At 49.0% G+C, this 25,484-nt stretch carries 26 protein-coding genes; 21 read left to right on the forward strand and 5 right to left on the reverse strand.

What is annotated here, in order from left to right; translation table 11 throughout:
- The first annotated feature begins 14 nt into the window (after window positions 1-14).
- The 15 genes from folK (at window position 15) to KCG55_RS07460 (ending at window position 15,134) form a co-directional block, all read left to right on the forward strand.
- The gene (gene folK / locus KCG55_RS07390) at window positions 15-503 is read left to right on the forward strand and encodes a 2-amino-4-hydroxy-6-hydroxymethyldihydropteridine diphosphokinase (RefSeq protein ID WP_254322617.1); all 489 of its coding nucleotides are present in this window, start codon (window positions 15-17) and stop codon (window positions 501-503) included.
- Between the two features lie 97 nt (window positions 504-600).
- Window positions 601-1,236: a deoxynucleoside kinase gene (locus KCG55_RS07395; protein ID WP_070590983.1), complete on the forward strand. Its 636-nt coding sequence runs from the start codon at window positions 601-603 to the stop codon at window positions 1,234-1,236.
- A gap of 36 nt (window positions 1,237-1,272) precedes the next feature.
- Entirely contained in the window at window positions 1,273-1,716 is a 444-nt protein-coding gene (locus KCG55_RS07400; protein ID WP_254322618.1) for a peroxiredoxin, read from the forward strand.
- A 75-nt stretch (window positions 1,717-1,791) separates the two neighbouring features.
- Window positions 1,792-2,670, forward strand: coding sequence for a site-specific tyrosine recombinase XerD (xerD, locus tag KCG55_RS07405; RefSeq protein ID WP_432761058.1), 879 nt, complete (start codon window positions 1,792-1,794; stop codon window positions 2,668-2,670).
- Window positions 2,671-2,895: 225 nt separating this feature from the next.
- Entirely contained in the window at window positions 2,896-3,096 is a 201-nt protein-coding gene (locus KCG55_RS07410) for a (2Fe-2S)-binding protein (protein WP_003681978.1), read from the forward strand.
- A 131-nt stretch (window positions 3,097-3,227) separates the two neighbouring features.
- On the forward strand, window positions 3,228-3,461 hold the full coding sequence (locus KCG55_RS07415; RefSeq protein WP_070461515.1) for a glutaredoxin family protein: 234 nt from the start codon (window positions 3,228-3,230) through the stop codon (window positions 3,459-3,461).
- Between the two features lie 69 nt (window positions 3,462-3,530).
- Complete coding sequence (gene scpB, locus KCG55_RS07420) at window positions 3,531-4,139, forward strand: SMC-Scp complex subunit ScpB (protein ID WP_254322620.1); 609 nt, start codon at window positions 3,531-3,533, stop codon at window positions 4,137-4,139.
- Between the two features lie 250 nt (window positions 4,140-4,389).
- Window positions 4,390-6,405, forward strand: coding sequence for a BCCT family transporter (locus KCG55_RS07425; RefSeq protein WP_254322621.1), 2,016 nt, complete (start codon window positions 4,390-4,392; stop codon window positions 6,403-6,405).
- Window positions 6,406-6,604: 199 nt separating this feature from the next.
- Window positions 6,605-8,266, forward strand: coding sequence for a DNA repair protein RecN (recN, locus tag KCG55_RS07430; protein ID WP_254322622.1), 1,662 nt, complete (start codon window positions 6,605-6,607; stop codon window positions 8,264-8,266).
- A gap of 114 nt (window positions 8,267-8,380) precedes the next feature.
- On the forward strand, window positions 8,381-9,337 hold the full coding sequence (gene gshB / locus KCG55_RS07435; protein ID WP_254322623.1) for a glutathione synthase: 957 nt from the start codon (window positions 8,381-8,383) through the stop codon (window positions 9,335-9,337).
- Between the two features lie 68 nt (window positions 9,338-9,405).
- Entirely contained in the window at window positions 9,406-9,789 is a 384-nt protein-coding gene (locus KCG55_RS07440; protein WP_036491839.1) for a diacylglycerol kinase, read from the forward strand.
- 131 nt (window positions 9,790-9,920) lie between these two features.
- Complete coding sequence (locus tag KCG55_RS07445; RefSeq protein WP_004519448.1) at window positions 9,921-10,397, forward strand: copper chaperone PCu(A)C; 477 nt, start codon at window positions 9,921-9,923, stop codon at window positions 10,395-10,397.
- A 126-nt stretch (window positions 10,398-10,523) separates the two neighbouring features.
- A complete protein-coding gene (gene mnmA / locus KCG55_RS07450; RefSeq protein ID WP_254322624.1) occupies window positions 10,524-11,627 on the forward strand; it encodes a tRNA 2-thiouridine(34) synthase MnmA in 1,104 nt (367 codons plus the stop codon).
- 92 nt (window positions 11,628-11,719) lie between these two features.
- Complete coding sequence (locus KCG55_RS07455; RefSeq protein ID WP_254322625.1) at window positions 11,720-13,375, forward strand: AMP-binding protein; 1,656 nt, start codon at window positions 11,720-11,722, stop codon at window positions 13,373-13,375.
- Window positions 13,376-13,499: 124 nt separating this feature from the next.
- Window positions 13,500-15,134, forward strand: a complete 1,635-nt coding sequence (locus tag KCG55_RS07460) for a CTP synthase (protein ID WP_254322626.1) — start codon at window positions 13,500-13,502, stop codon at window positions 15,132-15,134.
- A gap of 63 nt (window positions 15,135-15,197) precedes the next feature.
- Here KCG55_RS07460 and KCG55_RS07465 read toward each other — a convergent pair whose 3' ends face one another.
- A complete protein-coding gene (locus KCG55_RS07465) occupies window positions 15,198-15,944 on the reverse strand; it encodes a carbonic anhydrase (RefSeq protein ID WP_254322627.1) in 747 nt (248 codons plus the stop codon).
- 388 nt (window positions 15,945-16,332) lie between these two features.
- On the opposite strand from KCG55_RS07465, the gene KCG55_RS07470 reads away from it, so the two are divergent.
- The gene (locus tag KCG55_RS07470) at window positions 16,333-17,448 is read left to right on the forward strand and encodes a porin (protein ID WP_254322628.1); all 1,116 of its coding nucleotides are present in this window, start codon (window positions 16,333-16,335) and stop codon (window positions 17,446-17,448) included.
- Between the two features lie 62 nt (window positions 17,449-17,510).
- On the opposite strand, the gene KCG55_RS07475 is transcribed toward KCG55_RS07470, so the two are convergent.
- Entirely contained in the window at window positions 17,511-18,122 is a 612-nt protein-coding gene (locus KCG55_RS07475) for a CNP1-like family protein (protein WP_254323652.1), read from the reverse strand.
- A 109-nt stretch (window positions 18,123-18,231) separates the two neighbouring features.
- On the opposite strand from KCG55_RS07475, the gene KCG55_RS07480 reads away from it, so the two are divergent.
- The 3 genes from KCG55_RS07480 to pyrC all read left to right on the forward strand — a co-directional run bounded on the left by KCG55_RS07480 (window position 18,232) and on the right by pyrC (window position 20,194).
- A complete protein-coding gene (locus tag KCG55_RS07480) occupies window positions 18,232-18,456 on the forward strand; it encodes a sulfurtransferase TusA family protein (protein ID WP_003681929.1) in 225 nt (74 codons plus the stop codon).
- Window positions 18,457-18,468: 12 nt separating this feature from the next.
- Window positions 18,469-19,062: an NMCC_0638 family (lipo)protein gene (locus KCG55_RS07485; RefSeq protein WP_254322629.1), complete on the forward strand. Its 594-nt coding sequence runs from the start codon at window positions 18,469-18,471 to the stop codon at window positions 19,060-19,062.
- Window positions 19,063-19,159: 97 nt separating this feature from the next.
- Window positions 19,160-20,194 carry a dihydroorotase gene (pyrC, locus tag KCG55_RS07490; protein ID WP_254322630.1) on the forward strand — a complete coding sequence of 345 codons (1,035 nt, stop codon included), beginning with the start codon at window positions 19,160-19,162 and terminating at the stop codon, window positions 20,192-20,194.
- A gap of 132 nt (window positions 20,195-20,326) precedes the next feature.
- Here the strand turns inward: pyrC and KCG55_RS07495 are convergent, their stop codons facing one another.
- Together KCG55_RS07495 and cysD are read right to left on the reverse strand one after the other, a co-directional pair.
- Complete coding sequence (locus KCG55_RS07495) at window positions 20,327-20,890, reverse strand: RBBP9/YdeN family alpha/beta hydrolase (RefSeq protein WP_254322631.1); 564 nt, start codon at window positions 20,888-20,890, stop codon at window positions 20,327-20,329.
- Between the two features lie 232 nt (window positions 20,891-21,122).
- Complete coding sequence (gene cysD, locus KCG55_RS07500; RefSeq protein WP_432761059.1) at window positions 21,123-22,121, reverse strand: sulfate adenylyltransferase subunit CysD; 999 nt, start codon at window positions 22,119-22,121, stop codon at window positions 21,123-21,125.
- A gap of 132 nt (window positions 22,122-22,253) precedes the next feature.
- On the opposite strand from cysD, the gene trhA reads away from it, so the two are divergent.
- Entirely contained in the window at window positions 22,254-22,880 is a 627-nt protein-coding gene (gene trhA / locus KCG55_RS07505; RefSeq protein ID WP_254322633.1) for a PAQR family membrane homeostasis protein TrhA, read from the forward strand.
- A gap of 58 nt (window positions 22,881-22,938) precedes the next feature.
- Here the strand turns inward: trhA and KCG55_RS07510 are convergent, their stop codons facing one another.
- Complete coding sequence (locus KCG55_RS07510) at window positions 22,939-24,369, reverse strand: alanine/glycine:cation symporter family protein (RefSeq protein WP_254322634.1); 1,431 nt, start codon at window positions 24,367-24,369, stop codon at window positions 22,939-22,941.
- Window positions 24,370-24,733: 364 nt separating this feature from the next.
- Here KCG55_RS07510 and KCG55_RS07515 point away from each other — a divergent pair, with 364 nt between their 5' ends.
- Window positions 24,734-25,462 (forward strand): YebC/PmpR family DNA-binding transcriptional regulator, encoded by a 729-nt coding sequence (locus KCG55_RS07515; RefSeq protein WP_254322635.1) that lies wholly within the window; start codon window positions 24,734-24,736, stop codon window positions 25,460-25,462.
- Window positions 25,463-25,484 lie beyond the last annotated feature (22 nt).

Below are 25,484 nucleotides of genomic sequence, written 5' to 3' on the forward strand. Positions count from 1 at the left end.
AGAGGCCGTCTGAAATGTATCCGCATTTTGCCGTTATCGCTTTGGGCAGCAATCTTGCCAATCCTGCCGAACAGGTTCGCGCCGCTTTGGCCGAATTGGCCGCGCATCCGCATATCCGGCTTGAAAAGACTTCTTCCCTGTATCTGACTGCGCCGGTCGGCTATGACGATCAGCCCGATTTTGTGAACTCCGTTTGTACCGTGAAAACTTCATTGGACGGCGTGGCGCTGTTGGCAGAGTTAAACCGCATCGAGGCCGAATTTGGGCGCGAACGTACCTTCCGTAATGCGCCGCGCACTTTGGATTTGGACATTATCGATTTTGACGGTATCCGCAGCGATGACCCTCATCTGACCTTGCCGCATCCGCGCGCGCATGAGCGTAGTTTCGTGATGTTGCCGTTGGCCGAAATCCTTCCGGATTTCGAGTTGGGCGAGCATGGACGTGCGGCTGATTTGGCTCAGGCTTTGGGCGGGCAGGGTATTCGCCTGTTAAAAGAATAAGGGCCGTCTGAAAAACGGACTAAAACAAGAAAGGGCGTGTTGGACACGCCTTTTTTGCTATAAAATATTGTTGGGAAACACATTACAAAGAGTTACTATGAATCCTCGTTATATTGTTGTCGAAGGCGCCATCGGTAGTGGCAAGACCGCTTTGAGCCGCCGCTTGGCAGAGCATTTCAGCGCGTTGCTGTTGTCGGAGAATCCGGATCACAATCCGTTTCTCATGAAGTTTTACAGCAATGTTTCCAATAATGGCTTGGCTGCCGAGCTTTTCTTCCTGACGCGCCGCGCTGAAAGCGTGAATATTATTGAAGATCAATGCGCGCAAGGCGGAATGGTTGTGGCTGATTTTCTGCCGGAAAAAGACCGTATTTTTACGCCTATCGTTTTGAATGATGACGAGCAGCAGCTTTTTGCCGATATGAAGCAACGCATTCTGCCGCAATACGCAGAGCCCGATGTGGTGATTTATCTGCAAACCGCCGTCGAAAACAACCGCAAACGCCTACAAAAACGTCACGAAGGCATCATCAGCTTGTTTCCCGAAGGCTATTTGGGACGGGTGCATGACGAATACAGCCATTTCTTCCATTTGTATCAAAGCGCGCCTTTGCTGACCGTCAATGCCGATGAGTTGGATTTGGCCGGCAATGACGACCACTTCCAGCTTTTGTTACGCGCATTGGAGGATTTTCAAGGTACGCGCAGTTATTTGAATTTAAGCGAAAAATAAACGCAGGCTAGGTTTAGGCCGTCTGAAAGGAATAATATGTCAAAATATCAATTCACACTCCCATCTTCTTCCGGCAGCGATTTTAACTCCGCCGAACATTTGCCGTTGGTTGTCTATTTTTATCCTAAAGACAGCACGCCCGGCTGTACCACCGAAGGCTTGGATTTCAATGCCCGATTGGAACAATTCAAAGCATTGGGCTATACCGTTGTCGGTATTTCGCGCGACGGTGTCAAATCGCATCAGAACTTCTGCGCCAAACAAGGCTTCCAGTTTGAATTGTTGAGCGACGAAGAAGAAACCGTCTGCAAACTGTTTGACGTGATCAAGCTGAAAAAGCTTTACGGCAAAGAATCCCTCGGCATCGAGCGCAGCACATTTGTGTTGGACGAAAACGGCGAAATCGCCCATGAATGGCGCAAAGTCAAAGTGGCCGGACACGCGCAGGAAGTGTTGGATACAATTTCTCAAGCCTCTTAATAGGGCTTTGAAAACCTAAGGCCGTCTGAACGGATGTAAAGTCATGCCGTTCAGACGGCCTTTCAATACAGTTTGATGAATATGGACGATTTAATAGACAAACTGCTTGAATCCCTTTGGCTGCAAGACAGGCTCAGTCACAATACGCTGCAAAGTTACCGCCGTGATTTGGTCAAAGTCGCCGCGCGTTTGGCCGAGGGCGGGCAGGATTGGTTGAGTGCCGATGAATTTGCCCTGTCTGATGCCGTGTATGCAGAGGGGGAAAAAAACACGTCCCAAGCGCGGGCATTGTCGGCTTGCAAGCGTATGTACGGCTGGTTGGAAGAAACAGGCCAAAGAGCAGACAATCCCACCCGTTTTCTCAAAGCGCCGAAATCGGAACGCAAACTGCCCACGCTGATTACCGAAGCCCAAATCGACGCGCTGCTGGCTGCACCGGATGTGGAAACGCCGCACGGACTGCGCGACAAAGCCTTGCTTGAAGTCATGTATGCAACAGGCTTGCGCGTGACCGAAGCCGTCAAATTGACGCTCAGCGATATCGATTTACATCGCGGCAGTATCCGCACCATAGGCAAGGGCGACAAATTGCGTTTGGTTCCGCTGGGACAGGAAGCGGCATATTGGGTGGAACGCTATTGCAACGAATCGCGCCAGTTGTTGCTAAAAAACAAAATCTGCGACGAAGTGTTTGTCAGTCAGAAACGCAGCGGCATCAGCCGTCAGCTTGCATGGATGATAGTCAAAGAATATGCCGAAGCGGCCGGTATTGCTTCGCTCAGCCCACACGGCTTGCGTCATGCTTTTGCCACGCATTTGGTCAATCACGGCGTCGATTTGCGCTCAGTCCAGATGATGTTGGGACATTCCGATATTAATACCACGCAGATTTATACCCATGTTGCCAATATCCGTTTGAAAAACATGGTCGATGAACACCATTCCCGTTCATAAATAAAGGCGGCATCTCGAAGGTGTCGCTTTTTTATTGAGGCCGTCTGAACAGTTATCAAAATTTAAAATTATAAAATATCAATCAAAATATAAATTTCCATAGAAAAATTTCAAAGCAAAAGGGCTGTACCAATATTGCAATGCAAACCGTTTTTATTTATATTTACGTTCAAGAATAAATCCTACTCTCAATTACAGAGAGTAACAAAATAATTGGAGCACATCATGTTCGTATGCATCTGCAATGCCATTACCGACCACGACATCAAAGAGACCATCGCCGCCGGTGCAACCACCATGAGCGATTTGCAGGCTCAATTAGGCGTGGCGACTTGTTGCGGTTGCTGCGGCGAATTGGCTGCATCGTTTTTGACTGCAAGCAGTGCCCAAAATACTGTGACTGCCGGTATCAACGTTCAGTCTTAATTTCAGAATACACACAAAGGCCGTCTGAAGGTGTTGTTTCACGCCTGTTCAGACGGCCTTTGTCATGCCTGTATGGTTTGGAAGCATTTTGCTATACAATGGCCGCTTTTGTCCCTCCGAGAGTAACCGCCATGAAACTGACCTTGATGTTTCGGGAATATTGCAGCCTGTGCCACAAAATGCGTGAACAATTAAAGCCTTATCAGGAGCAGTTTGGATTTGAGCTGGATATTGTTGATGTTGATGCCGATCCGGTTTTAGAAGAAAAGTACAATGAGCTGGTGCCTGTTTTACTGGATGGCGATACCGAAATCTGCCATTGGTTTTTGGACGAAGAAAAACTGAAAGCGCATTTGAGCGCGTAACAAATCATTGACCATATTATCTTTCAGACGGCCTTTGGCTGTTTATGCCGTCTGAACATTAATTTTATTATGACTGAAAAACTTTCTCCCGATGCGCTGATTGAAGCGGCGCTGTTGACGCAAGTCGAACCCTTAAACGAAAAAGCCATGCGCGAATTGTGCGTGCCGCCGTTGTCGCAAGACAAGCTGATTGACGTATTGGCGCAACTGAAGACCCGTTGGCAGGGCAGGGCTTTGCAACTGGTGCATACTCATGAGGGTTGGCGCTTCCAAATCGCCCAAGCCGCATTTGAACGACTGGGCAGCCTGCAAGAGCAGCGCGCGCCGCGTTATTCCCGCGCCGTGATGGAAACGCTGGCGATTATTGCCTATCAGCAACCGGTAACGCGTGGTGATATCGAAGGCATACGCGGCGTGGCGGTGTCGCAAAATGTAATGCAAACCTTGCAGGATAGAGGCTGGATTGAAGTCATTGGCCACCGTGATTCTATCGGCCGTCCGGCTTTGTGGGCGACAACGGCAACATTCTTAAGCGATTTGCGTTTGGAAAGTTTGGAAGAATTGCCGCCGCTGACTGAATTGGGCGAGCTGGTGTTGCCTGATTTGATGGAAACGCCACCGACAGGCGATGAGGAGGCTGAAGAAGCAGTTGAATCAGGAAGCAGACTGATTAACTGATTTGAATGTAAAGGCCGTCTGAAACAATCGTGTTTCAGACGGCCTTTATTGTTATGTAACATCATGATTTTAAATATAAATTTTATTAATTTTGGTAACTTATTGATTTTGTGATATAATTTAAAAATTATTAGAATAAATATCTCTCGTTCTAGAATAGTTTGAGAAGGTATACGGAAACGTTTCTTTCTTTATCAATCGGCAGCCCGTTTGTTCTTCAAATATGCGCTGTATCAACTACGGAACCGATATGAAATTCAAACAATTCATTCAAAACAAATCTTCTTTCAACCCAAGCGTGGTCGGTATTACGCTTTTCTTCGTCCTTTTGCTTTTGTCAGCTGCTTTGGTTTGGCCTCAAAATACTGAGGCTTTGTTAAATGCCATGAAGCAGTTTATTTTTCAAAATGTCAGTTGGTTTTACATTCTGACTTTCTCTGTATTCCTTATTTTCTTATTGGCGCTTCCCATCAGCAGCTTCGGCAGTATCAGGCTGGGTACAAACGAGGATGAACCTGAGTTTTCGTTTTTATCATGGCTGGCCATGCTGTTTGCGGCCGGCATGGGCGTGGGCTTGATGTTTTTCGGTGTGGCTGAGCCGTTATCACATTTCTCTTCCCCGATTGCCAAAGGCAATGCGCAAGAGGCGATTCTGCATACGGTGTTCCACTGGGGGATTCATGCCTGGGCAATCTACGGAATCATTGCGCTTGCCTTGGCGTATTTCGGTTTCCGCTATAAATTGCCGTTGGCGTTGCGCTCCTGCTTTTATCCGATTTTAAAAGACAAAATCAACGGCAAAATGGGTGATGCCATCGATGTGATGGCTTTGATTGCAACTTTGTTCGGTATTATCACAACCTTGGGATTTGGCGCGGCACAAATGGGTTCCGGTTTGTTGAAGATGGGCTGGGTGCAGGACAACAGCTATGTCTTGCAGGTCGGCATTATTGTTGTTGTGATGGCGATTGCCATATTTTCCGCAACTTCGGGCGTGGGCAAAGGCGTCAAAATTTTGAGTGAAACCAACTTGGTATTGGCACTGGCTTTGATGCTGTTTGTCTTGTTGAGTATGCCGACGACGTATTTGATTTTCGCATTCAGCGACAATTTGGGCACTTATTTGAGCAACTTCGTTTCGTTCAGCTTTAAGTCATATACCTACGAGCCTGAGCATACAAAATGGTTTACCGGCTGGACGGTGTTGTATTGGGCTTGGTGGTGTTCGTGGTCACCTTTTGTTGGTTTGTTCATTGCCCGAATTTCGCGAGGCAGAACCATCCGCGAATTTATTTTTGGCGTATTGGCAGTGCCTAGCCTGATGAGTATTTTGTGGTTTACCGTATTTGGCAATTCAGCCTTGTGGCTGGACACGCATGTGGCAAACGGCGCCTTGTCTGCCTTGACCAACGAGCCTGAAAAATTGTTGTTTGCCTTTTTGAATTATTTGCCGTGGCCGGTTGTCAGCAGCTTGGTGGCATTGCTGGTGATTTCGCTGTTTTTTATCACTTCTGCCGACTCGGGCATTTATGTGCTGAACAATATTGCTTCGCGCGATAAAGGGCTGGCTTCGCCTAAGTGGCAATCGGTTATGTGGGGCGTGTTGATTTCGGCTGTGGCTATTGTGTTGCTGGGTGCCGGCGGTTTGCCTATCTTGCAAACCATGACCCTGATTGCGTCTCTGCCGTTTGCAGTGTTGATGATTTTTATGATGGTTTCTTTGTGGAAAGCCCTGAACAACGATGCCAAATATTTTGCAACCGCCGTCAATCCGAGCAGTATTTTCTGGTCGGGCGATCATTGGAGGGAACGCCTTGGCCAAATGATGAATCAGACGCAGGAAGCCGATATCATCAAATTTATGAAAAATATGGCGCTTCCGGCAATGCAGGAATTGAAAAACGAATTGACCCAAAAATACAATATGGACGTAGAAATCCGTTGCCTGTTGCAACAGGATGAGCCATCGGTGGAACTGGTGGTACATAAAGGGACGGTAAGGGATTTTGTCTATGGGATTAAATCCGTAAAGCGGGAAATTACCGATCAGTTGATTCGCGAAGACAGCCTGCCTCATCTCAAATATGCGGCAACGTTCATACCGTTGACGTATTTCTCGGATGGGCGCGATGGATACGATGTGCAATATATGACGCAAAAAGAATTGATTGCCGATATGCTCAAGCAGTATGAGCGTTATCTGAACCTGCTTGCCGGAGTGGGGCAGGAATTAATGGGGCATGAACAAGTAGAACTGGCAGAGTAAAATAAATTTAGGCCGTCTGAACATGTAGCAATATTCAGACGGCCTTTTTATTGCCTGTTTAAAAAATAATTTGTTTAAAATAAATATCTTAGATAAATTATAAGAAAAATCTGATTTAAACTATAAAAAATCTTAGTTATAATCAGCTTATCTAAAGCTATTCCGCATAGGTGCGGGTGATTTACTAAGGAATACTACAATGCTGTTGGCACTTTCTTTGCGTGATTTTGTCATTGTTGAAAACCTGAATCTTGATTTTCAAAACGGCTTTACCGTTTTAACGGGTGAAACCGGCGCAGGCAAATCGATTACTCTGGATGCGATTGGCCTGTTGTTGGGCGATAAAGCCGATTACAGCCAAGTGCGCAGTGGCGCCAAAGAAGCGCAGTTGTCGGCTTTGTTCGACATCAGCGGTTTGCCTGAGCTGAAAGCGCAGCTGCAGGAACAAGGCCTTTTGGAAGAAGATGCCGAAGAGCTCAGTATCCGCCGTATTATCGATGCCAAGGGTAAAAGCCGCAGTTATATCAATAATCAGGCTGCAACATTGGCGCAGCTGAAAGCCATCGGTGAGCAGTTAATCGATATTCACGGCCAAAATGCCCATCATTCGCTAAATCAAGAGTCTGCACAACGCGAGTTGTTAGATGCGTTTGCCGGCAGCAAAGAGCAGGCAGAAACAGTCAAGCAGCTTTATCAAAATTGGGTTAATGCGAAAAAGGCACTGCAAGAGGCGCAAGAGCAGGCAGAAACCATGGCCATCGAACGCGAGCGTTTGGAATGGCAGTTTAATGAATTAAACCAATTGGAGCTCAAACCCAATGAATGGGAAACCTTAAGCCAAAGCCACGACAGCCTGGCGCATTCGGCCGAGTTGCTGCAAACCGCCGAGCAGGTGGGCGACAGCATAGACGGGGACAACGGCATCCAACGTCAAATCTACCAATGCCAAAAACTGCTGGGCAATCTGCAAAATATTGAGCCGCGCTTTGCCGAGAGCCTGAATATGTTGGCAAGTATTGAAGCAGAATTAGGTGAAATCAGTGCCAATATGCGCGATGTGGCAGGTCGCAGCGATATCGATCCTAATGAATTGGCCGCACAAGAAAGCCGCATGGGCGAATTGATGAGCATGGCGCGCAAATACCGCATTGAGCCGGAAGAGTTGCCGCAAAAGTTGGCAGAAATTGACGAGCGCCTGCAAAACCTGCAAGCGGCTGCCGATTTGGAAGCCTTGGAAAATACAGTCGCACGCAATCTTGCCGAATACCACGAAGCCGCGCATATTCTCTCCGCCATGCGTCATCAGGCAGCCGGTCGTTTGGGCGAAGAGACCACCGAGCATATGCAACATTTGGCCATGAAAGGCGCACGTTTTGACATCGTCTTGTTGCCATCTTCGCCGACCGCGCATGGGCTGGAACAGGTGCAATTCCAAGTGGCGGCGAATAAAGGCAATCCGTCACGTCCTTTGAACAAAGTGGCTTCCGGCGGCGAATTGGCGCGTATCAGCTTGGCTTTGCAAGTGGTTGCCAGCCAATACACACAAGTGCCGACATTAATTTTCGACGAAGTGGATACCGGTATTGGTGGCGGCGTTGCTGAAATGGTCGGTAAAGCTTTGCGTGCCTTAGGTAAAAAACATCAAGTCTTGGCGGTAACCCATCTTCCTCAAGTCGCCTCTTGCGGTGAAAACCATTGGCAGGTCCGCAAGCATAGCGAAGGGGAGCAAACCGTCAGCGAAATCAGCGTATTGAACCATCATCAGCGTATTGAGGAAATCGCGCGTATGCTGGGTGGCGAAATCATTACCGATACCACACGCAACCATGCTGCCGAACTCTTGCATCTGGCCGCCGCCTAAAAGCCTTAAGGCCGTCTGAAAATGAAATTCAGACGGCCTTTTCCGTATTTTGCGCCCTTTCAGACAAGCAGAATACAAGGTATGATTATAGCGTCTGTTTACAAGGAAATTTTGATGAAAGTCCTGTTTATCGCCGATCCGATGGCAAGTTTTAAAACCTATAAAGACACTACTTACGCCATGATGCGTGAAATGGCAAAGCGCGGTTGGCAGCTTTTTCATACCTTGAGCGGAGAATTGTCCGTCCGTGAAGGCTGGGTGGTGGCTCAGGCAGCGGCATTTGAGTTTGTCGGTGCGAAGAGTGATGACGATCACGAATGGTTTAAAGCAGAGGCAAAAGTTCAGACGGCCTTAAAAGATTTCGATGCGGTCATTATGCGCACTGACCCGCCGTTTGATATGCAATATTTGTACGCAACCCAATTTTTGACATTGGCACAGCAGCAGGGCGCAAAAGTATTTAACAGCGGACAGGCAATGCGCGATTTCAATGAGAAATTGGCTATTTTGAACTTCAGCCAGTTCACCGCGCCCACTTTGGTAACCACGCGTTCTGCCGATGTTCGTGCCTTTTTGAAAGAACACGGCGACATCATCATCAAACCGTTGGACGGCATGGGCGGTATGGGCATTTTCCGCCTGACCGAATCCGATCCTAATATCGGCAGTATCCTTGAAACCCTGATGCAGCTTGATTCACGCACCATCATGGCACAACGCTATATTCCTGAAATCGTACATGGCGACAAGCGCATTCTGATTATTGGTGGGGAAGTTGTTCCGTATGCTTTGGCGCGTATTCCGCAAAACGGCGAAACGCGCGGCAACTTGGCTGCCGGCGGTCGCGGTGTGGCGCAGGAATTGAGCGAGCGCGACCGTGAAATTGCAGAAACCCTGGCGCCTGAATTGAAGCGCCGCGGTATTTTGCTGGCAGGTTTGGATGTCATCGGCAGCAACCTGACCGAAGTCAACGTAACCAGCCCGACCGGTTTCCAAGAAATCATGAAGCAAAAAGATTTCGACGTTGCCGCCATGTTTGCAGATGCCGTGGCATCTTGGGCGAAACAATAAACTCCAAGGCCGTCTGAAAATTGACCCGACCGTTTCTTTTCAGACGGCCTTTTTATGTTGAGAATATGATGGAACCATCTTCCTACGCATCTGAAAAAAAAGGTAAAAACGGCATTAAACGCATCATCAATGCGTTCGGCTATTCCAAAGACGGACTGGCTGCCGCGTACCGTTATGAAAGCGCATTTCGCCAAGTTTTTTGGCTGAACCTGATTTTAATTGTCTTGGCCTTATTCCTTGATTTCGGGCCGGCCATCAAAATGGTGCTCATTGCCGCATCGTTTATTTCATTGATTACCGAATTGTTTAATACCGCCGTTGAAGCAGCCGTTGACCATACCTCTACTGAAAAACACGAGCTGGCCAAGCGTGCCAAAGATGCCGGCTCGGCCGCGCAATTGATGGCTTTGTTCATGTTATTTATTGTTTGGATTATTGCATTAACTGCTTAAAAATGTGGTAATATGGTAATTCGTTAGGATTAGATAGTATTAATTAATCTATATCAAAGTTTTCAGACGGCCTTTGGTTGTAAGATGAAGGCTGTATATCCCAGCCATTTGGCAAACACAAGGAGCAAAACATGAAAAAATTAATGGCAACCCTGATTCTGGCAGGCTTGGCAACTTCCGTATCTGCAGCCGGTATCCATATTGAAGACGGTTGGGCGCGTGCCACTGTCGAAGGTATGAAAATGGGTGGCGCATTCATGAAAATCCAAAACGATGAAGCCAAACAAGACTTCTTGGTAGGCGGCAGCAGCCCTGTTGCAGAACGCGTTGAAGTACATACCCATATTAACGACAACGGCGTTATGCGTATGCGCGAAGTTAAAGGCGGCGTGCCTTTAGCTGCAAAAGGCGTAACCGAGCTGAAACCGGGCAGCTACCACGTTATGTTCATGGGTCTGAAAAAACAATTGAAAGAAGGCGAAAAAGTGCCTGTAACCCTGAAATTCAAAAACGCCAAACCTCAAACTGTCGAGCTGGAAGTGAAAACTGCGCCTAAAGCCGAAATGCAGCACGACCACGGCGCACACGGTGGCGCGCATCAGCACTAATTGCTTGAATTTTCATATAAAGGCCGTCTGAAAGTCATTGGGCTTTCAGACGGCCTTTTCTGTCGTTAAATCAAAATGTGCTAAAATCACGCTTTAAAAAATGTATTTGAAACCCACATTCCCCTCATGAATACTCACAACACACCAGCAAACATCATCGTCGGCCTCTCCGGCGGCGTCGATTCATCCGTTACTGCGGCCCTGCTCAAACAGCAAGGCCATCAAATCAGCGGCGTGTTCATGCAGAACTGGGAAGATGACGACAACGACGAATATTGCAGCATCAAACAAGATTCCTTCGATGCCATTGCCGTCGCCGACATCATCGGCATCGACATCGACATCGTCAATTTCGCCGCACAATACAAAGACAACGTATTTGCCTATTTCCTCAAAGAATACAGCGCAGGCCGCACGCCAAATCCGGATGTCTTGTGCAATGCCGAAATCAAATTCAAATGCTTTTTGGACTACGCCATCGAGCAGGGCGCCGATACCATTGCCACCGGACACTATGCCCGCAAAGAAGTTCGCAACGGCGTGCATTACCTGCTCAAAGGCTTGGATCAAAACAAAGACCAAAGCTATTTCCTGTACCGTCTCAAACCTTTCCAACTCGAGCGCGCGATTTTCCCATTGGGCGAATTGGAAAAGCCTGAAGTCCGCCGTCTTGCCGAAGAATTCAAATTACCGACTGCAACCAAAAAAGACAGTACCGGCATTTGCTTTATCGGCGAACGCCCGTTCCGCGAATTTCTGCAAAAATACCTGCCGACCAATAATGGCAAAATGGTTACCCCTGAAGGCAAAGTAGTCGGCGAACACGTCGGCTTGATGTTTTACACGCTGGGCCAACGCAAAGGCTTGGGTATCGGCGGCGCAGGCGAGCCATGGTTTGTCGCGGCCAAGGATTTGACCAAAAACGAACTGATTGTCGTGCAAGGTCATGACCATCCTTTGCTTTATACGCAAAGCCTGGTGATGAACGATTTGAGTTTTACATTGCTTGAACGTCCGAAAGAAGGACGCTATACCTGCAAAACGCGCTACCGCATGGCCGACGCACCTTGTACGTTGCGCTACTTGGATGATGAAACCATCGAGCTTGTCTTTGACGAGCCGCAATGGGCGGTAACGCCCGGACAATCAGCGGTACTATACGACGGCGATGTGTGCTTGGGCGGCGGTATCATCATGTCCACCGACAAGCCTGTCATTATTACTGCTTAATAAAAGGGCCGTCTGAAAACGAAGCGGCGGATTGAATAAAGCCTTCAGACGGCCTCGATTCCAAAAAACGACTAAATAAAAGACTGATCAATATGGAAAAACTCTGGCTCAAAAGCTACGAACAAGGCGTAAATCCTGAAATCGATATTTCTCAATACAGCTCCATCAGCGACGTATTCCGTCAAAGTGTTGAAAAATTTGCGGATAAACCTGCTTTTCAAAACATGGGCAAAACGCTGACTTATGCCGAAGTGGGCAAGTTGGCGACCGATTTTGCGTCTTACCTGCAAAACGTATTGAAACTGCCGCGCGGTGAGCGTGTGGCGATTATGATGCCGAACGTTTTACAATATCCGATTGCACTTTTCGGTATTCTGCAGGCAGGCTTAGTGGCAGTGAATACTAATCCGCTTTATACGCCGCGCGAGTTGGAGCATCAGTTGAAAGACAGCGGCGCGACAACGATTGTCGTGTTGGAGAACTTTGCCAATACGTTGGAGCTGGTGTTGCCGCGTACGCAAATCAAACATGTGATTGTCGCGTCGGTCGGCGAAATGTTCGGCATGATTAAAGGTGCGTTGATGAACTTCGTCATCCGCAAAGTGAAAAAAATGGTGCCGGAATACCGCATTCCCAATACCGTGATTTTTCAGACGGCCTTAAAGCAAGGTGCGGCAAATACGTTCAAACCAGTCGAGTTGACGCGCGACGATACTGCCTTGCTGCAATATACAGGCGGCACGACCGGTTTGGCGAAAGGCGCCGTCCTCACTCACGGCAATATCTGCGCCAATATGTTGCAGGCAAAAGAATGGATTAAAAACAGCCTGCACGAAGGCAAAGAAACGGTCATCGCCGCGTTGCCGCTGTATCATATCTTTGCCTTGACGGTAAACCTGATGATCTTTGCGAATACCGGTTCTAAAATCATCCTGATTACCAATCCGCGCGACATGAAAGGATTTGTCGGTGAATTGAAAAAAGAGCCGATTAGCGTGTTCATCGGTGTAAATACCCTGTTTAATGCGATGGTCAACCGTCCAGATTTTGCCGAAGTCGATTTTTCCCGTTTGAAGCTGACTTTGGGCGGCGGTATGGCAACGCAAAGAGCCGTGGCGGAAAAATGGAAAAAAATTACCGGTACGCCGATTGTGGAAGCTTACGGCTTGACCGAAGCCAGCCCGGGCGTATGTTGCAATCCTTTGAATATTGAAGCTTACAGTGGCGGTATCGGCCTGCCTGTTCCTTCAACTGAGATAGAATTGCGCGATGCAGACGGCAAAGAAGTGCCTATCGGACAACCGGGCGAATTGTGGGTGCGCGGCCCGCAAGTGATGAAAGGCTATTGGAACCGTCCGGAAGAAACCGCCAAAGCAATCGATGCTCGCGGCTTTTTGGAGACCGGCGACATTGCCGTGATGGATGAAAAAGGCTGGTTGAAACTGGTGGACCGCAAAAAAGATTTGATTGTGGTATCCGGTTTCAATGTGTATCCGAACGAAATTGAAGAAGTAGTGGCCGGCAACGACAAAGTCTTGGAAGTCGCCTGTATCGGCGTGGCAAGCGAGAAAACCGGCGAAGCGATTAAGGTCTTCGTCGTACGCAAAGATCCGTCTTTGACCAAGGAAGAGCTGATTGATTTCTGCCGTAAAGAACTGACTGCTTATAAAGTGCCGAAAGACATCGAATTCCGCGACGAGTTGCCAAAATCCAACGTTGGCAAAATCCTGCGCCGCGAGCTGCGCTGATATATAGAATCAGTATGATAAGGCCGTCTGAAAACGCTATTTTCAGACGGCCTGAAGCTTTTGCCGTTTGCCAGAATATGCTGCTTCAAGTTAAAATCACACATTCCAACATGGGTATCACATCATGACTAAATTTATTTTCGTAACCGGCGGCGTTGTATCTTCTTTGGGTAAAGGTATCGCCGCCGCTTCTATTGCTACTATTCTCGAGTCGCGTGGCTTGAACGTGACCATGCTTAAGCTTGACCCGTATATCAACGTTGACCCGGGTACCATGAGCCCGTTTCAACACGGCGAAGTATTCGTTACCGATGACGGCGCGGAAACCGACCTCGACCTCGGTCACTACGAGCGTTTCATCAACGCCACCATGACCCGCCGCAACAGCTTCAGTACCGGCCAAGTCTATGAAAACGTGATTGCCAAAGAGCGTCGTGGCGACTATTTGGGCGGTACCGTACAAGTGATTCCGCACATTACCGATGAAATCAAACGCCGTATCCACGAAGGCGCAGCCGGTTATGATGTGGCGATTGTCGAAATCGGCGGTACAGTCGGCGATATCGAGTCTTTGCCTTTCTTGGAAGCCATCCGCCAAATGCGCAGCCAGCTCGGCCGCAACAATACATTGTTTGCCCACCTGAGCTATGTTCCTTACATTGCCGCCGCCGGCGAAATCAAAACCAAACCGACCCAGCATACCGTTAAAGAAATGTTGAGCATCGGTTTGCAACCGGACATCCTGATCTGCCGTATGGACAGAGAAATGCCTGCGGATGAGCGCCGTAAGATTGCTTTGTTCTGTAACGTTGAAGAACGTGCCATCGTGGGCAGCTACGATGTGGACAGCATTTACGAATGTCCTGAAATGCTGCATAACCAAGGCATCGACAGCATTATTACCGAGCAGCTCCAACTGAATGTCAAACAAGCCGATTTGACCGAATGGAAGAAAATCGTTCACGCGATTCGAAATCCGAAACATATCGTCAAAATCGCGATGGTCGGCAAATACGTTGATTTGACCGAGTCCTACAAATCATTGATCGAAGCCCTGAAACACGCCGGTATTCACACTGAAACCGACGTACAAATTACCTTTGTTGACAGCGAAAGCATCGAGAAGGGCAATGGCGACGTTTCCATGCTCAAAGGCATGGACGCGATTTTGGTGCCGGGCGGTTTCGGTTCACGCGGCGTAGAAGGCAAAATTGCCGCCGTACGCTATGCGCGTGAAAACAAGGTACCATACTTGGGCATCTGCTTGGGCATGCAAATCGCCCTGATCGAATACGCCCGCGACGTTGCAGGCTTGAAAGGTGCGAACTCTACCGAGTTTGACTTGAAATGCGCCGCGCCTGTCGTTGCCCTCATTGACGAATGGCAAACTGCCGACGGCAGCGTCGAAACCCGTGATGAGTCTGCCGACTTGGGCGGCACTATGCGTTTGGGTGCGCAAGAAGTTGACCTCAAACCGGGCAGCCTTGCCGCAAAAATCTACGGCAACGAACACATCCGCGAACGCCATCGCCACCGCTACGAGGTCAACAACAATTATGTTCCTCAGTTGGAAAAAGCCGGTTTGGTCATCGGCGGCGTATCCGCAGGCCGCGAGCGTTTGGTTGAAACCATCGAATTGCCGAATCATCCTTGGTTCTTCGCGTGTCAGTTCCATCCGGAATTTACTTCCAATCCGCGCAAAGGCCACCCTTTGTTTACCGCGTTTGTGAAAGCCGCGTTGGGTAACAAAAAAGCCTGATTGATGTGATTGAAAAAGCACCCGTTATCCGGGTGCTTTTTTGTTTTCAGACGGCCTTAGAAATTATTTGTCTTCATTGACTTCGCGGTCGTTCAAAGGTTGTACGGGACGGTTGTTTTCGCCGCCGATAATGTCGCGCATGGCTTTAAACTGCGCCGCATCTGCTTGAACCGGAGTTTTTAAGACAACCCAAGTCACGTTTTCGCTGCAAGGCGGCGTTGTCAGCGAGCCTTTTAGTTGGAAGGACTTGCTATCTTTAGGCAGCAGGGCTTGGATATTCAAGTTTTTCAAATCTACGGATTCGCCCGCTTTCAGTTTTTTGGCAGTGAGTGTGGACAAGGCAGGATTGTTTTTGCCCGGTTTAAATACAGAGCCGATGACCGCCAAAGTGCCGTCTTCGGCTTGATGGACGAAATGCGCTTCCATCGGGAAATGTTTGCCTTTGAAAGTATGTTCGCTCGGTGTATGGAAGTGGAATTGTTTGAAGGTATAGGTTTTACCGTTAATCACGATGGTTTGCGCCTTCCCTTGCGGCGTGGCTTGAAGGGTATGGCCGTTATTTTCTACTTTGTAGTCGGCAACGTTGTAACGGTATGCCGGTTGTTTGCCTTTTACTGCTTTTGTTGCGGAGAAGTCCACTGGAGATTGCTGTTTGCCTGTTTTGCAGACGGCAAAGTCTTCACTCAAGTCGCCCCAGTGTGCAGCATCGTTTTCACCTGTGTAAGACCAATGTGCATGATGGGTTTCGGCGGATACCGTTGCAGTAGAGACAGCCATGAGCAAAGATAAAAAGAGGTGTTTGTTCAACATAAAGGCTCCTATTTATTCACATTAGGTAAAAGGAAAAATTCATACCAAATAAATTATTGATATGAAAAAACTTCTTCATAAGAAGAAAGTTAATGATAGTGGCAATTTGGGAATGTTGGGTTGATATATGGCAAACATTTATCAAGCAATCATTTTTGATTAAATGATTGCAATAAGAGGGTTGATTGTCTTTGTCGTCACTTTGAATAAGGGGGGCCGTCTGAAATTTCTTTCAGACGGCCTGTTTTATTTGATTATGTTGTAAAAAGTCTAAACTCTAATGAATAAAAGTATTTCTCAAGATGAAAGTAGTTGTTTGTAGCGTTGGAAAACATTAATATTGCTAAACGTGTTTTCACGAGATTTTAACTTTGTTTTGGAGAGAATAATGAAAAAATCGATTATCGCTTTGGTTATTGCCGGTTTGCCGCTGGCTGCCTCTGCAGAAGTGATTCTGTATGGTCAAATCAAAAGCAGCGTGACCGTCGGTCAGGTCAAAATCAAAGGCGATGCAGGTTCTGAAACCAGCTCCACCGCAACCAGCATTAATGACAATACCTCCCGCATCGGTTTCAAAGGCAGCGAGAACTTGGGCGGCGATTTGAAAGCCATTTGGCAGGTGGAACAAAAAACAGCCATTACCGGCGGTTCTCAAGGTTTTGCCACTCGTGATTCCTTCATCGGCCTGCAAGGTAACTTCGGTAAGATTCGCGCCGGTAAACTCAGCAATATGCTGAATGAAATGGACACCATCGATCCATGGATGTACAAAACCAATGCCGCAGGCTTGGGCATCTTTACCCGTACCGGCAACCGTAACGCTGCCGTACGCTACGACAGCCCGGATTTCGGCGGATTCAAATTCAACGTGTCTTACGCACCGCGCGACAACCGCAATCCTTCAGACAAATACACGCACTCCAAACCGGCCAAAGACCAATACACCGGCGGCGTGAGCTTCTCTAAAAACGGCTTTACCGCCAATGCGGCTTACGGCCACTACAACGGCGCGTACACCGACAAATCAGGCAAAGTCAAAGCGGCGCAAATCGCTAAAGTCGAAACTTATTACGATAAAGACAATCTCTTTGTCGGCGGCGGCGTACACTATGCCAAAGGCCATGAGACAGCCAACAAATATTTAGGCTATTTCACCGATGATTTTAATCAGTACAAGGGTAGTGACATCACTACCGACACAGGCAAAGAGGAAGCCGTGAAAGTGGTTGATGCAGCGGTAACTGTCGGTTACAAATTCGGCAACGTAACCCCACGCATTACTTACGCACATGGCTGGCCTGCCAAGGGCGTGAACAGCGGCGAAAAATTGGTGGATAAATTCGACCAAGTCGTTGTCGGCGGTCAATACACCTTCAGCAAACGCACCGGCGTAGTCGCCCAACTGGCGTATCTGAAAGTCGGCAACAAAACCCGTCTGACTGCGGCCAACAAAGGTGGCATTGAACAAAAAGCCGCTTCTGTAGGCCTGTATCACAAATTCTAAGCTGTTTTACAAAAACAAGGCCGTCTGAAATTTCAGACGGCCTTTTTGTTGATTGAACAGGTTTATTTGTTGTGGTTGCTCAGCGTTGTGCCGTGACGGCCGCCACGTTCTTTCAAACGTTGTACCAAGCCTTCGACCGTTGTCGGCATGCCGTCGATACAGAATGCCTGATACAGGGCGGTGTGCAGGGCGTCGTTGCGGCTGAACGCATTGCCGATCAGCTTCCAATCGCCTTTGCGCGGCTCAATCCAGCGGCGGTTTACTGTATCGCCGTAAGCGAATACTTTGTAAGACGAACGCTTGTCGTTGCTGTAAGTAAAGGATGTGCGGGCGCAATAGAGGTCTTCGACGGAGAGGTTGTCGTAGCCTTTGTCGGAGCGCACGTTTAAGATGTAGCGGATGCTGTTGTCCGGCGCAGGCATGATTTGCAGGCTGCTGAGCAGGATTCTGGGCTGCTTGCCGTAGGTTTCGTTGACATAGAGGTCGAACCAATCGCCCGATTGGGTATCGGGCAGGGGCGGCAACTCGGCTTTGTGTTCTTTAAATTCGCGTGCGGCAACTTCTTCAGGGCTTTCTTGATAACGCGTGTTGGTCAGCGTATCTTTTTGGCTGAAACCCAAAGCAAATGCTTGAGTCGCGGCAAGGCTGAGAGCAAGAAGGGCAAAACGGCGCATAGACAGCTCCAAAGTGAAAAACGGCTTTATTTTATGGGCTTGCAGGGTGGGGTGCAAGTAAGTGCGGTATAATTGACGTTAATTCTGATTAATATGACGAGTTTTCATCATGAATACACAAACTCTGGATGTCATCGGTTTGAAATGCCCTCTGCCGATTTTGCGTGCCAAAAAAGCTTTGGCGCAAATGCAGGAGGGCGAAGTGCTGACCGTATTGGCCACCGATGGCGGCGCGCCCGGCGATTTTGAAGCGTTTTGCCGTCAGACCGGACATGTTTTGTTGGAATCGAGCGAGGCCGACGGCGTGTTCAAGCTGGTGTTGAAGCACAAATAAAGGCCGTCTGAAATGTCTAAAGCTGTCGCGTTGTCTGCCGTTGTATTGGCTGTCTGCCTGAGTGCATGTGGCAATGAAGGTGTTTTACCGCAGAACGTTGCCGATTATGCTCAAAATGTAACCGACTTATTCCGCCAAAGCTGCGTGGCCGCAGACGGCGATGCCGCCCTTGTCGGCGAGTTTGCCAATGCCAACAAACTGGTTTTATTGTCGAAAAAAGAGATTGCCGATTTGCCTGCCGGAATGATGGATTTGGAGGCATTAAGCATTTGGAAGAAAACGGTAAACGGCGCAGATTATTATTTGAGCCTGACCGAAGACAGTTGCAGCGTGCGCACGGCTAAAGCCGACGACCATCTGATTTTTAAACAATTTTTGGCTTTAGCAGAAAATCCGCCGCAAGGTTTGAACGCTGAATTGCGTGCCGATAATTTGGCGGAAACCCCGTTGCCTATGCGTCAGATTTCCTACGCATGGCGCGCATCCGGCAGTCCGAAAGAAACCTTGCTGACCGTTAAAACAACGTCGTCCGAGCATTTTCCGGTACAGGCTGTTTTTTATTTGACCCATCATTCTTACGACAATAAGGCCCCCGTTTTGCCTTAGGCCGGTTGACGATTGAAACACCAAATTAATAGAAACCGTTACCGCCGAATAAAGGCCGTCTGAAACATTATCAAACCAAACCACTCGAAAGTAAGCTATGCAAACCCTGACCATCATCCGCCCCGACGATATGCACTTACACCTGCGCGACGGCGACGCGCTCAAAGCCGTTGCTCCGTACACCGCCCGACAAATGGGCCGCGCGGTTATCATGCCCAACCTGAAGCCGCCTGTCGTCAGCGTTGCCGATGCCCAAGCATACAAAGAGCGCATTATGGCCGCCTTGCCCGAAGGCAGCACCTTCCAGCCGTTGATGACGCTTTATTTGACCGACAATGCCACTCCCGAACTCGTGCGTGAAGCCAAGGCTGCCGGTATTGTGGCTTTCAAACTTTATCCAGCAGGTGCGACCACCAATTCCGATTCCGGCGTGACCGACTTGTTTAAGCTGATTCCCGTGTTGGAAGAAATGGCGAAACAGGGCATTTTGTTCTTGGTTCACGGCGAAGTAACCGATCCTGAAATCGATATTTTCGACCGCGAAGCTGCCTTTATCGAACGCGTGATGAAGCCGGTTTTGGCGCAAGTGCCAAACCTTAAAGTCGTGTTTGAACACATCACCACTGCCGAAGCCGCCCGACTGGTATTGGAAGCAGGCGATAATGTGGCTGCGTCTGTGACGCCGCAACACTTGCTGCTCAACCGCAACGATCTTTTGGTCGGCGGTGTGCGTCCTCATCATTTCTGCCTGCCCGTACTCAAACGCGAAACCCACCGTCAGGCTTTGGTTGCCGCCGTTACCGGCGATAAGGCGCACAAATTCTTCCTCGGTACGGATTCTGCGCCACATGCTAAAACCGCCAAAGAAAATGCTTGTGGTTGCGCCGGTATGTTCAGCGCGATGACTGCCATTGAGCTTTATGCCGAAGTGTTTGAGAAAGCAGGCGCGTTGGACAAACTGGAAGCCTTTGCTTCTAAAAACGGCCCGCGTTTCTACGGTCTGCCTGAAAATTCCGATACCATCACATTGGTCAAACAAACACAAACCGTACCTGCCAGCGTGCCTTACGGCGATGGAGAGCTTGTACCGATGAGGGCTGGCGGCGAGATTGGATGGACGGTGCAATATTAAATTTGCCGTCAATAAGGCATAAAAAGAAACAACCTGCTTGAAAGGCAGGTTGTTTTTTATTGTTGTTCAGACGGCCTGTTATGGAGAGGGGAGGCACACTAGGCCGTCTGAAAACTAAATTATATTGCGTGTTTATTCGGTCAACATGGGTTTCAGCGCTTCCCAAGCCTGCGGCAGTTGGGTAAAGCCGTCCGAGGCCATCAAATGGCCGCCTTCGGGGATATGGGTAACAGGGCTTTTGAGTTTGGCCGCCATGTCCAAAGTCAGTTCGGGCGGAACATGGGTGTCGTTGTCGGAAACCAGGCAGTGTTTGGGCATGTCGATTTTGCGCAGGATGTCGAAATCGGGGGACGCTGCTTTAATGTAGGCATCGAGCGCAGGAAGAGGCGGCAGCGTATCGGTAAAACCGGCGGCAAGCAGCAGGCCGCCGATTTTTTGCGGCTGTTGGCGGCTGAGGAAGTGAAGGAGGGTAATGCAACCGAGGCTGTGGCCGACTAGGAAGGTATGGGCATCGGGCTTGCCGATGTGCTGGTCAAGGGTAAACTGCCACGCGGTCGTGCTTGGTTTGTCGGGATTGGGCATGGCGAGGGAAATTGCTTGTGCGCCGGTGCTTTTGATTTGGGTGCAAAGCCAGTCAAACCAGTTGCCGTGCGGATTGCCTTCAAAGCCATGTACGATATAAACGCGTCGATTCATGTTTCTCCTCCTTCAGACGGCCTGAGACTTTTGTCTAAATCTCTGCCTGTAAGCGTTTATTATACCATGTTTGTTTATGTTTTATTGTTTGTCGCTTTGTTAGGATGATTGATTAAGCTTTTGTTGTTAAATAATATTTGCAAGAATAATAAAGCAAACAACACGGCAGGGGCGGATGGCTTTGCCGTGTTGTTCGGGTTTGAAATATATAGGGGCCGTCTGAAAAACAGGTTTAGAAATAGCCTTGTTTTTTACGCTCTTCCATTGCCGCTTCCGATACGCGGTCGTCCATGCGCGTGGCGCTGCGTTCGGAAATGGTTGCGGCTGCGGTTTCAGCAATAATGTCTTCGGGCGTGGCGGCGGTACTGGCAACAGGGCAGGTGCAGGAAATATCGCCGACGGTGCGGAAGCGGACATCGCGGATTTGGGCAACTTCGCCTTCGCGTTTTGGGGTCAACGGGGTAACGGGAACGAGCAGGCCGTTTCGTTCGACCACTTCGCGTTTGTGGGTGTAATAAATCGGCGGCAGGGCGAGTTTTTCGCGTGCGATGTATTGCCAGATGTCCAATTCCGTCCAGTTGGAAATCGGGAACACGCGCATGTTTTCGCCTTGAAACAGGCGCGTATTGTAGAGCGACCATAATTCGGGACGTTGGTTTTTAGGATCCCATTGGCCGAACTCGTCGCGGAAAGAGAAGATGCGCTCTTTGGCGCGCGCTTTTTCTTCATCGCGGCGTGCACCGCCCATCAGCGCATCAAAGCCTTGTTCTTCAATGGTTTCAACCAGCGTAACGGCTTGGGCAGCGTTGCGTGAATCGGTTTCGCGGCGCAAGACGACGCTGCCTTTGCGGATGGATTCTTCTACGCTGCCGACCACAAGTTGTACGCCGGTACGCGCGACCGTTTCATCGCGGAACTGAATTACTTCGGGGTAATTGTGGCCGGTATCGACGTGCAGGAGTTTGAACGGCAGCTTCAACGGACGGCCTTCGATTTGGAAGGCTTTGACGGCAAGCGCCAGCAATACGACGGAGTCTTTGCCGCCGGAAAACAGCAAGGCCGGATTTTGGGCATTGGCAATGACTTCGCGGATGATGTAGATAGACTCGGCTTCGAGCCAGTCGAGGTGGTGGTTTTGGATAGACATTTTTTCTCTCTTTGCAACCTTGGCAACAGTCGATACTTTAGTGAGGCCGTCTGAAAAAGGGAAAGAATGGTTTGTTTGTTGCAAAGATGTTTTTGTTATATTGCAAGGCCGTGTTTTTCAGACGGCCTTTGTGCTTTAACTTATTTTTAACCCGATTTCTCTGACGAAGCGCCTGTCTTAGCGTACACTTTGGTTTTTTAGAAATGAGAATGGTTTATGTATCACGGCGAGAGATTTAATGCGTACAGCCATTTGGCCGGTTTCTTGTTGGCAGTGGCGGCCTTGGTGCTGATGCTGGTGAAAGCGGTGGAATCGGCGGACAGCTATCGGATTGCCGGTGCACTGACTTACGGAGTCTGCCTGCTGCTCCTGTATTTGGGCTCAACCTTATACCACAGTATTCCGCAGCCGAAAGCCAAGGCGATTTTGCAAAAGGTCGATCATTGCATGATTTATCTTTTGATTGCAGGCAGTTATACGCCGTTTACGCTGATTACCCTGCACGGCGGCTGGGGCTGGTCGCTTTTCGGCGTGTCGTGGGGACTGGCTTTGCTGGGTATTGTTCAGGAGCTGACGATCGGGCGTAAAAGCGAGAAACGGCTGCTGTCAATGGTGATTTATGTGTTGATGGGCTGGCTGATTGTCGTGGCGGTATGGCCGCTGATACAGTCGCTTTCGGCCGGCGGATTATTTTGGCTGGTGTTGGGCGGCGTATTGTATAGCGCGGGGATTTATTGGTTTATCAACGATACGAAAATCCGCCACGGCCACGGTATCTGGCACTTATTTGTCTTGGCAGGCAGTTTGACGCAATTTATCAGCATTTATTTTTATGTGTTGTAGTTTCAGACGGCCTGAAATAAAAAACCTCTCAGTTTGACTGAGAGGTTTTTATTTGTCGTCAACCTGGGTTTTTGTCGTGGAATTCGTGGAATTCATAGTTGTAGGTCAGCTCTTTTCCGGCTTTGGTTTGCGCCAGATAATCGTCGTAAACCGCACGGATTTCCTTACGCAGCAGGAAGAGGGCGATTAAGTTTGGCAAGACCATAAAGCCGTTGAACATATCGGACATACTCCAAACCAAATCCACTTTGCCTAAGGTACCCAATACGATGGCCGCCAAAACCAGTGCGCGGTAGATGCCCAAGTGTTTGCCGCGGAACAGGAAGCGGATATTGGATTCGCCGAAGTAGTACCAGCCGATGATGGTGGTAAAGGCGAAGAAGGTCAGACAGACGGCGAGCAGTTGCGAACCGAAACCCGGGAAAGCTTTGTTAAACGCCAGTTGGGTAACCGCAGCGCCGGTTTCGCCGGACAAGTTGGCGTCGGTCAGCAGGATAATCAGCGCGGTTGCCGTGCAGACCATCAGCGTATCGATAAAAATACCGATAAATGCAGCCATACCTTGTTGCACAGGGTGTTTGACGTTGGCGGTCGCATGAGCGTGCGGGGTAGAACCCATACCGGCCTCATTGGAAAACAGGCCGCGTGCCACACCGAAGCGGACTGCCTCGCGCATACCGATACCGGCCGCACCGCCCAATACCGCTTCAGGATTGAAAGCGGCGACAAAAATATTGTGGAACATCGGGATGATGTGGTCGGAGAATTTGAACAAAATAATCACGGCACACAAGATGTAAATCACCGCCATAAACGGCACGACAAATTGCGCGATACCGGCAATGCGGTTGATGCCGCCGATGATGATCAGGCCGGCGAATATCGCCAAAGCAATGCCGACAACCATCGGAGGAATATCGAAAGCCAAATTCATCGCAGAGGCGATGGAGTTGGATTGAGTCGCATTGCCGATGAAGCCCAGTGCGATAATCAAGGCGATGGAGAAAAAGCCGGACAGGAAACGCGCCGCGCCACGGCCGATTTTCGGGGTCAGGCCGTGCGTAATGTAAAACGCAGGACCACCGATATATTTGCCGTGGCTGACTACGCGGTATTTTTGCGCCAAAACGGCTTCTGCAAAAATGGTAGACATGCCCAAAATGGCAGACAACCACATCCAAAAAATGGCACCCGGGCCGCCGGCGGTAATCGCAGTAGCGACACCGGCAACGTTACCGGTACCGATTTGCGCGGAAATCGCCACGGCAAGCGCTTGAAATTGAGACAGGGATTTGCCTTCGTGGTCTTTGTCTTTTTTGCTGAACAAGCCGCCGAAAACGGATTTGAAACCCGTCCCCAATTTGGTCACTTGGGGCGCGCCCAAGTACAGGGTAAAAAACAGGCCGATACCGATTAAGGCATAAATCAGCAGGTAGTCCCAAAGAACCTGATTGACTGCACCCACCAGAGCAGACAATATTTCTTCCATAATAAAACCTTTAATAAAAACAATAAAAATAAAATGATACGGGTAACTACTCCCACTCATTTTTCGCGTTTGGCAATATCGGCGAGCAGACCGTTTTGCCATTCGATACCGGTTAAGTTGTTAACAATTTTGACCGATTTTGTCATCATACCGTAAACCTTCGTGAATTAAAACGAAAAACTGACAAAGGTTTGCCGCAAATGTGCTTCTTTATTTAAAAAAGGTTTTTTTGTTTTCAGACGGCCTTTTTTGCAAATGTTTGGGCCGTCTGAATATTTTGGGTAAAGGCAACTTATGATAAAATGCACGCCTTACAAATGAAGCAAATTCCGCCTCAACGCGTGAAAAAACGAAAGGAATCAACATGGCAGGCCATAGTAAGTGGGCAAATATCCAACACAAAAAAGCCCGACAAGATGCCAAACGCGGCAAAATCTTCACCCGTCTGATTAAAGAAATTACCGTTGCTGCCCGCATGGGCGGCGGCGACCCCGGTGCAAACCCGCGTCTGCGCCTGGCTTTGGAAAAAGCCGCTGAAAACAATATGCCTAAAGACAACGTGCAACGTGCCATCGATAAAGGTACGGGCAATCTGGAAGGCGTGGAATACATCGAGTTGCGTTACGAAGGCTACGGCATCGGCGGCGCGGCTTTGATGGTGGACTGTTTGACCGACAACAAAACCCGTACCGTTGCCGATGTGCGCCATGCGTTCACTAAAAACGGCGGTAACTTGGGTACCGACGGTTGCGTAGCGTTCAACTTCGTTCATCAAGGCTATTTGGTGTTTGAACCGGGCGTTGACGAAGATGCGCTGATGGAAGCGGCTTTGGAAGCCGGTGCAGAAGATGTCATCACCAATGACGACGGTTCCATCGAAGTGATTACCGCGCCGAACGACTGGGCGGGCGTGAAAGCAGCATTAGAAGCCGCAGGCTACAAATCTGTTGACGGCGACGTTACCATGCGCGCCCAAAACGAAACCGAGTTGAGCGGCGAAGATGCGATTAAGATGCAAAAACTGATTGACGCATTGGAAGATTTGGACGACGTACAAGACGTTTACACTTCTGCCGTGTTGAATCTGGACTAAACAGTTTAAAGAACAAAAGGCC

The organism is Neisseria subflava (genome assembly GCF_024205745.1).
Classification (GTDB): Bacteria; Pseudomonadota; Gammaproteobacteria; order Burkholderiales; family Neisseriaceae; genus Neisseria; species Neisseria flavescens_B.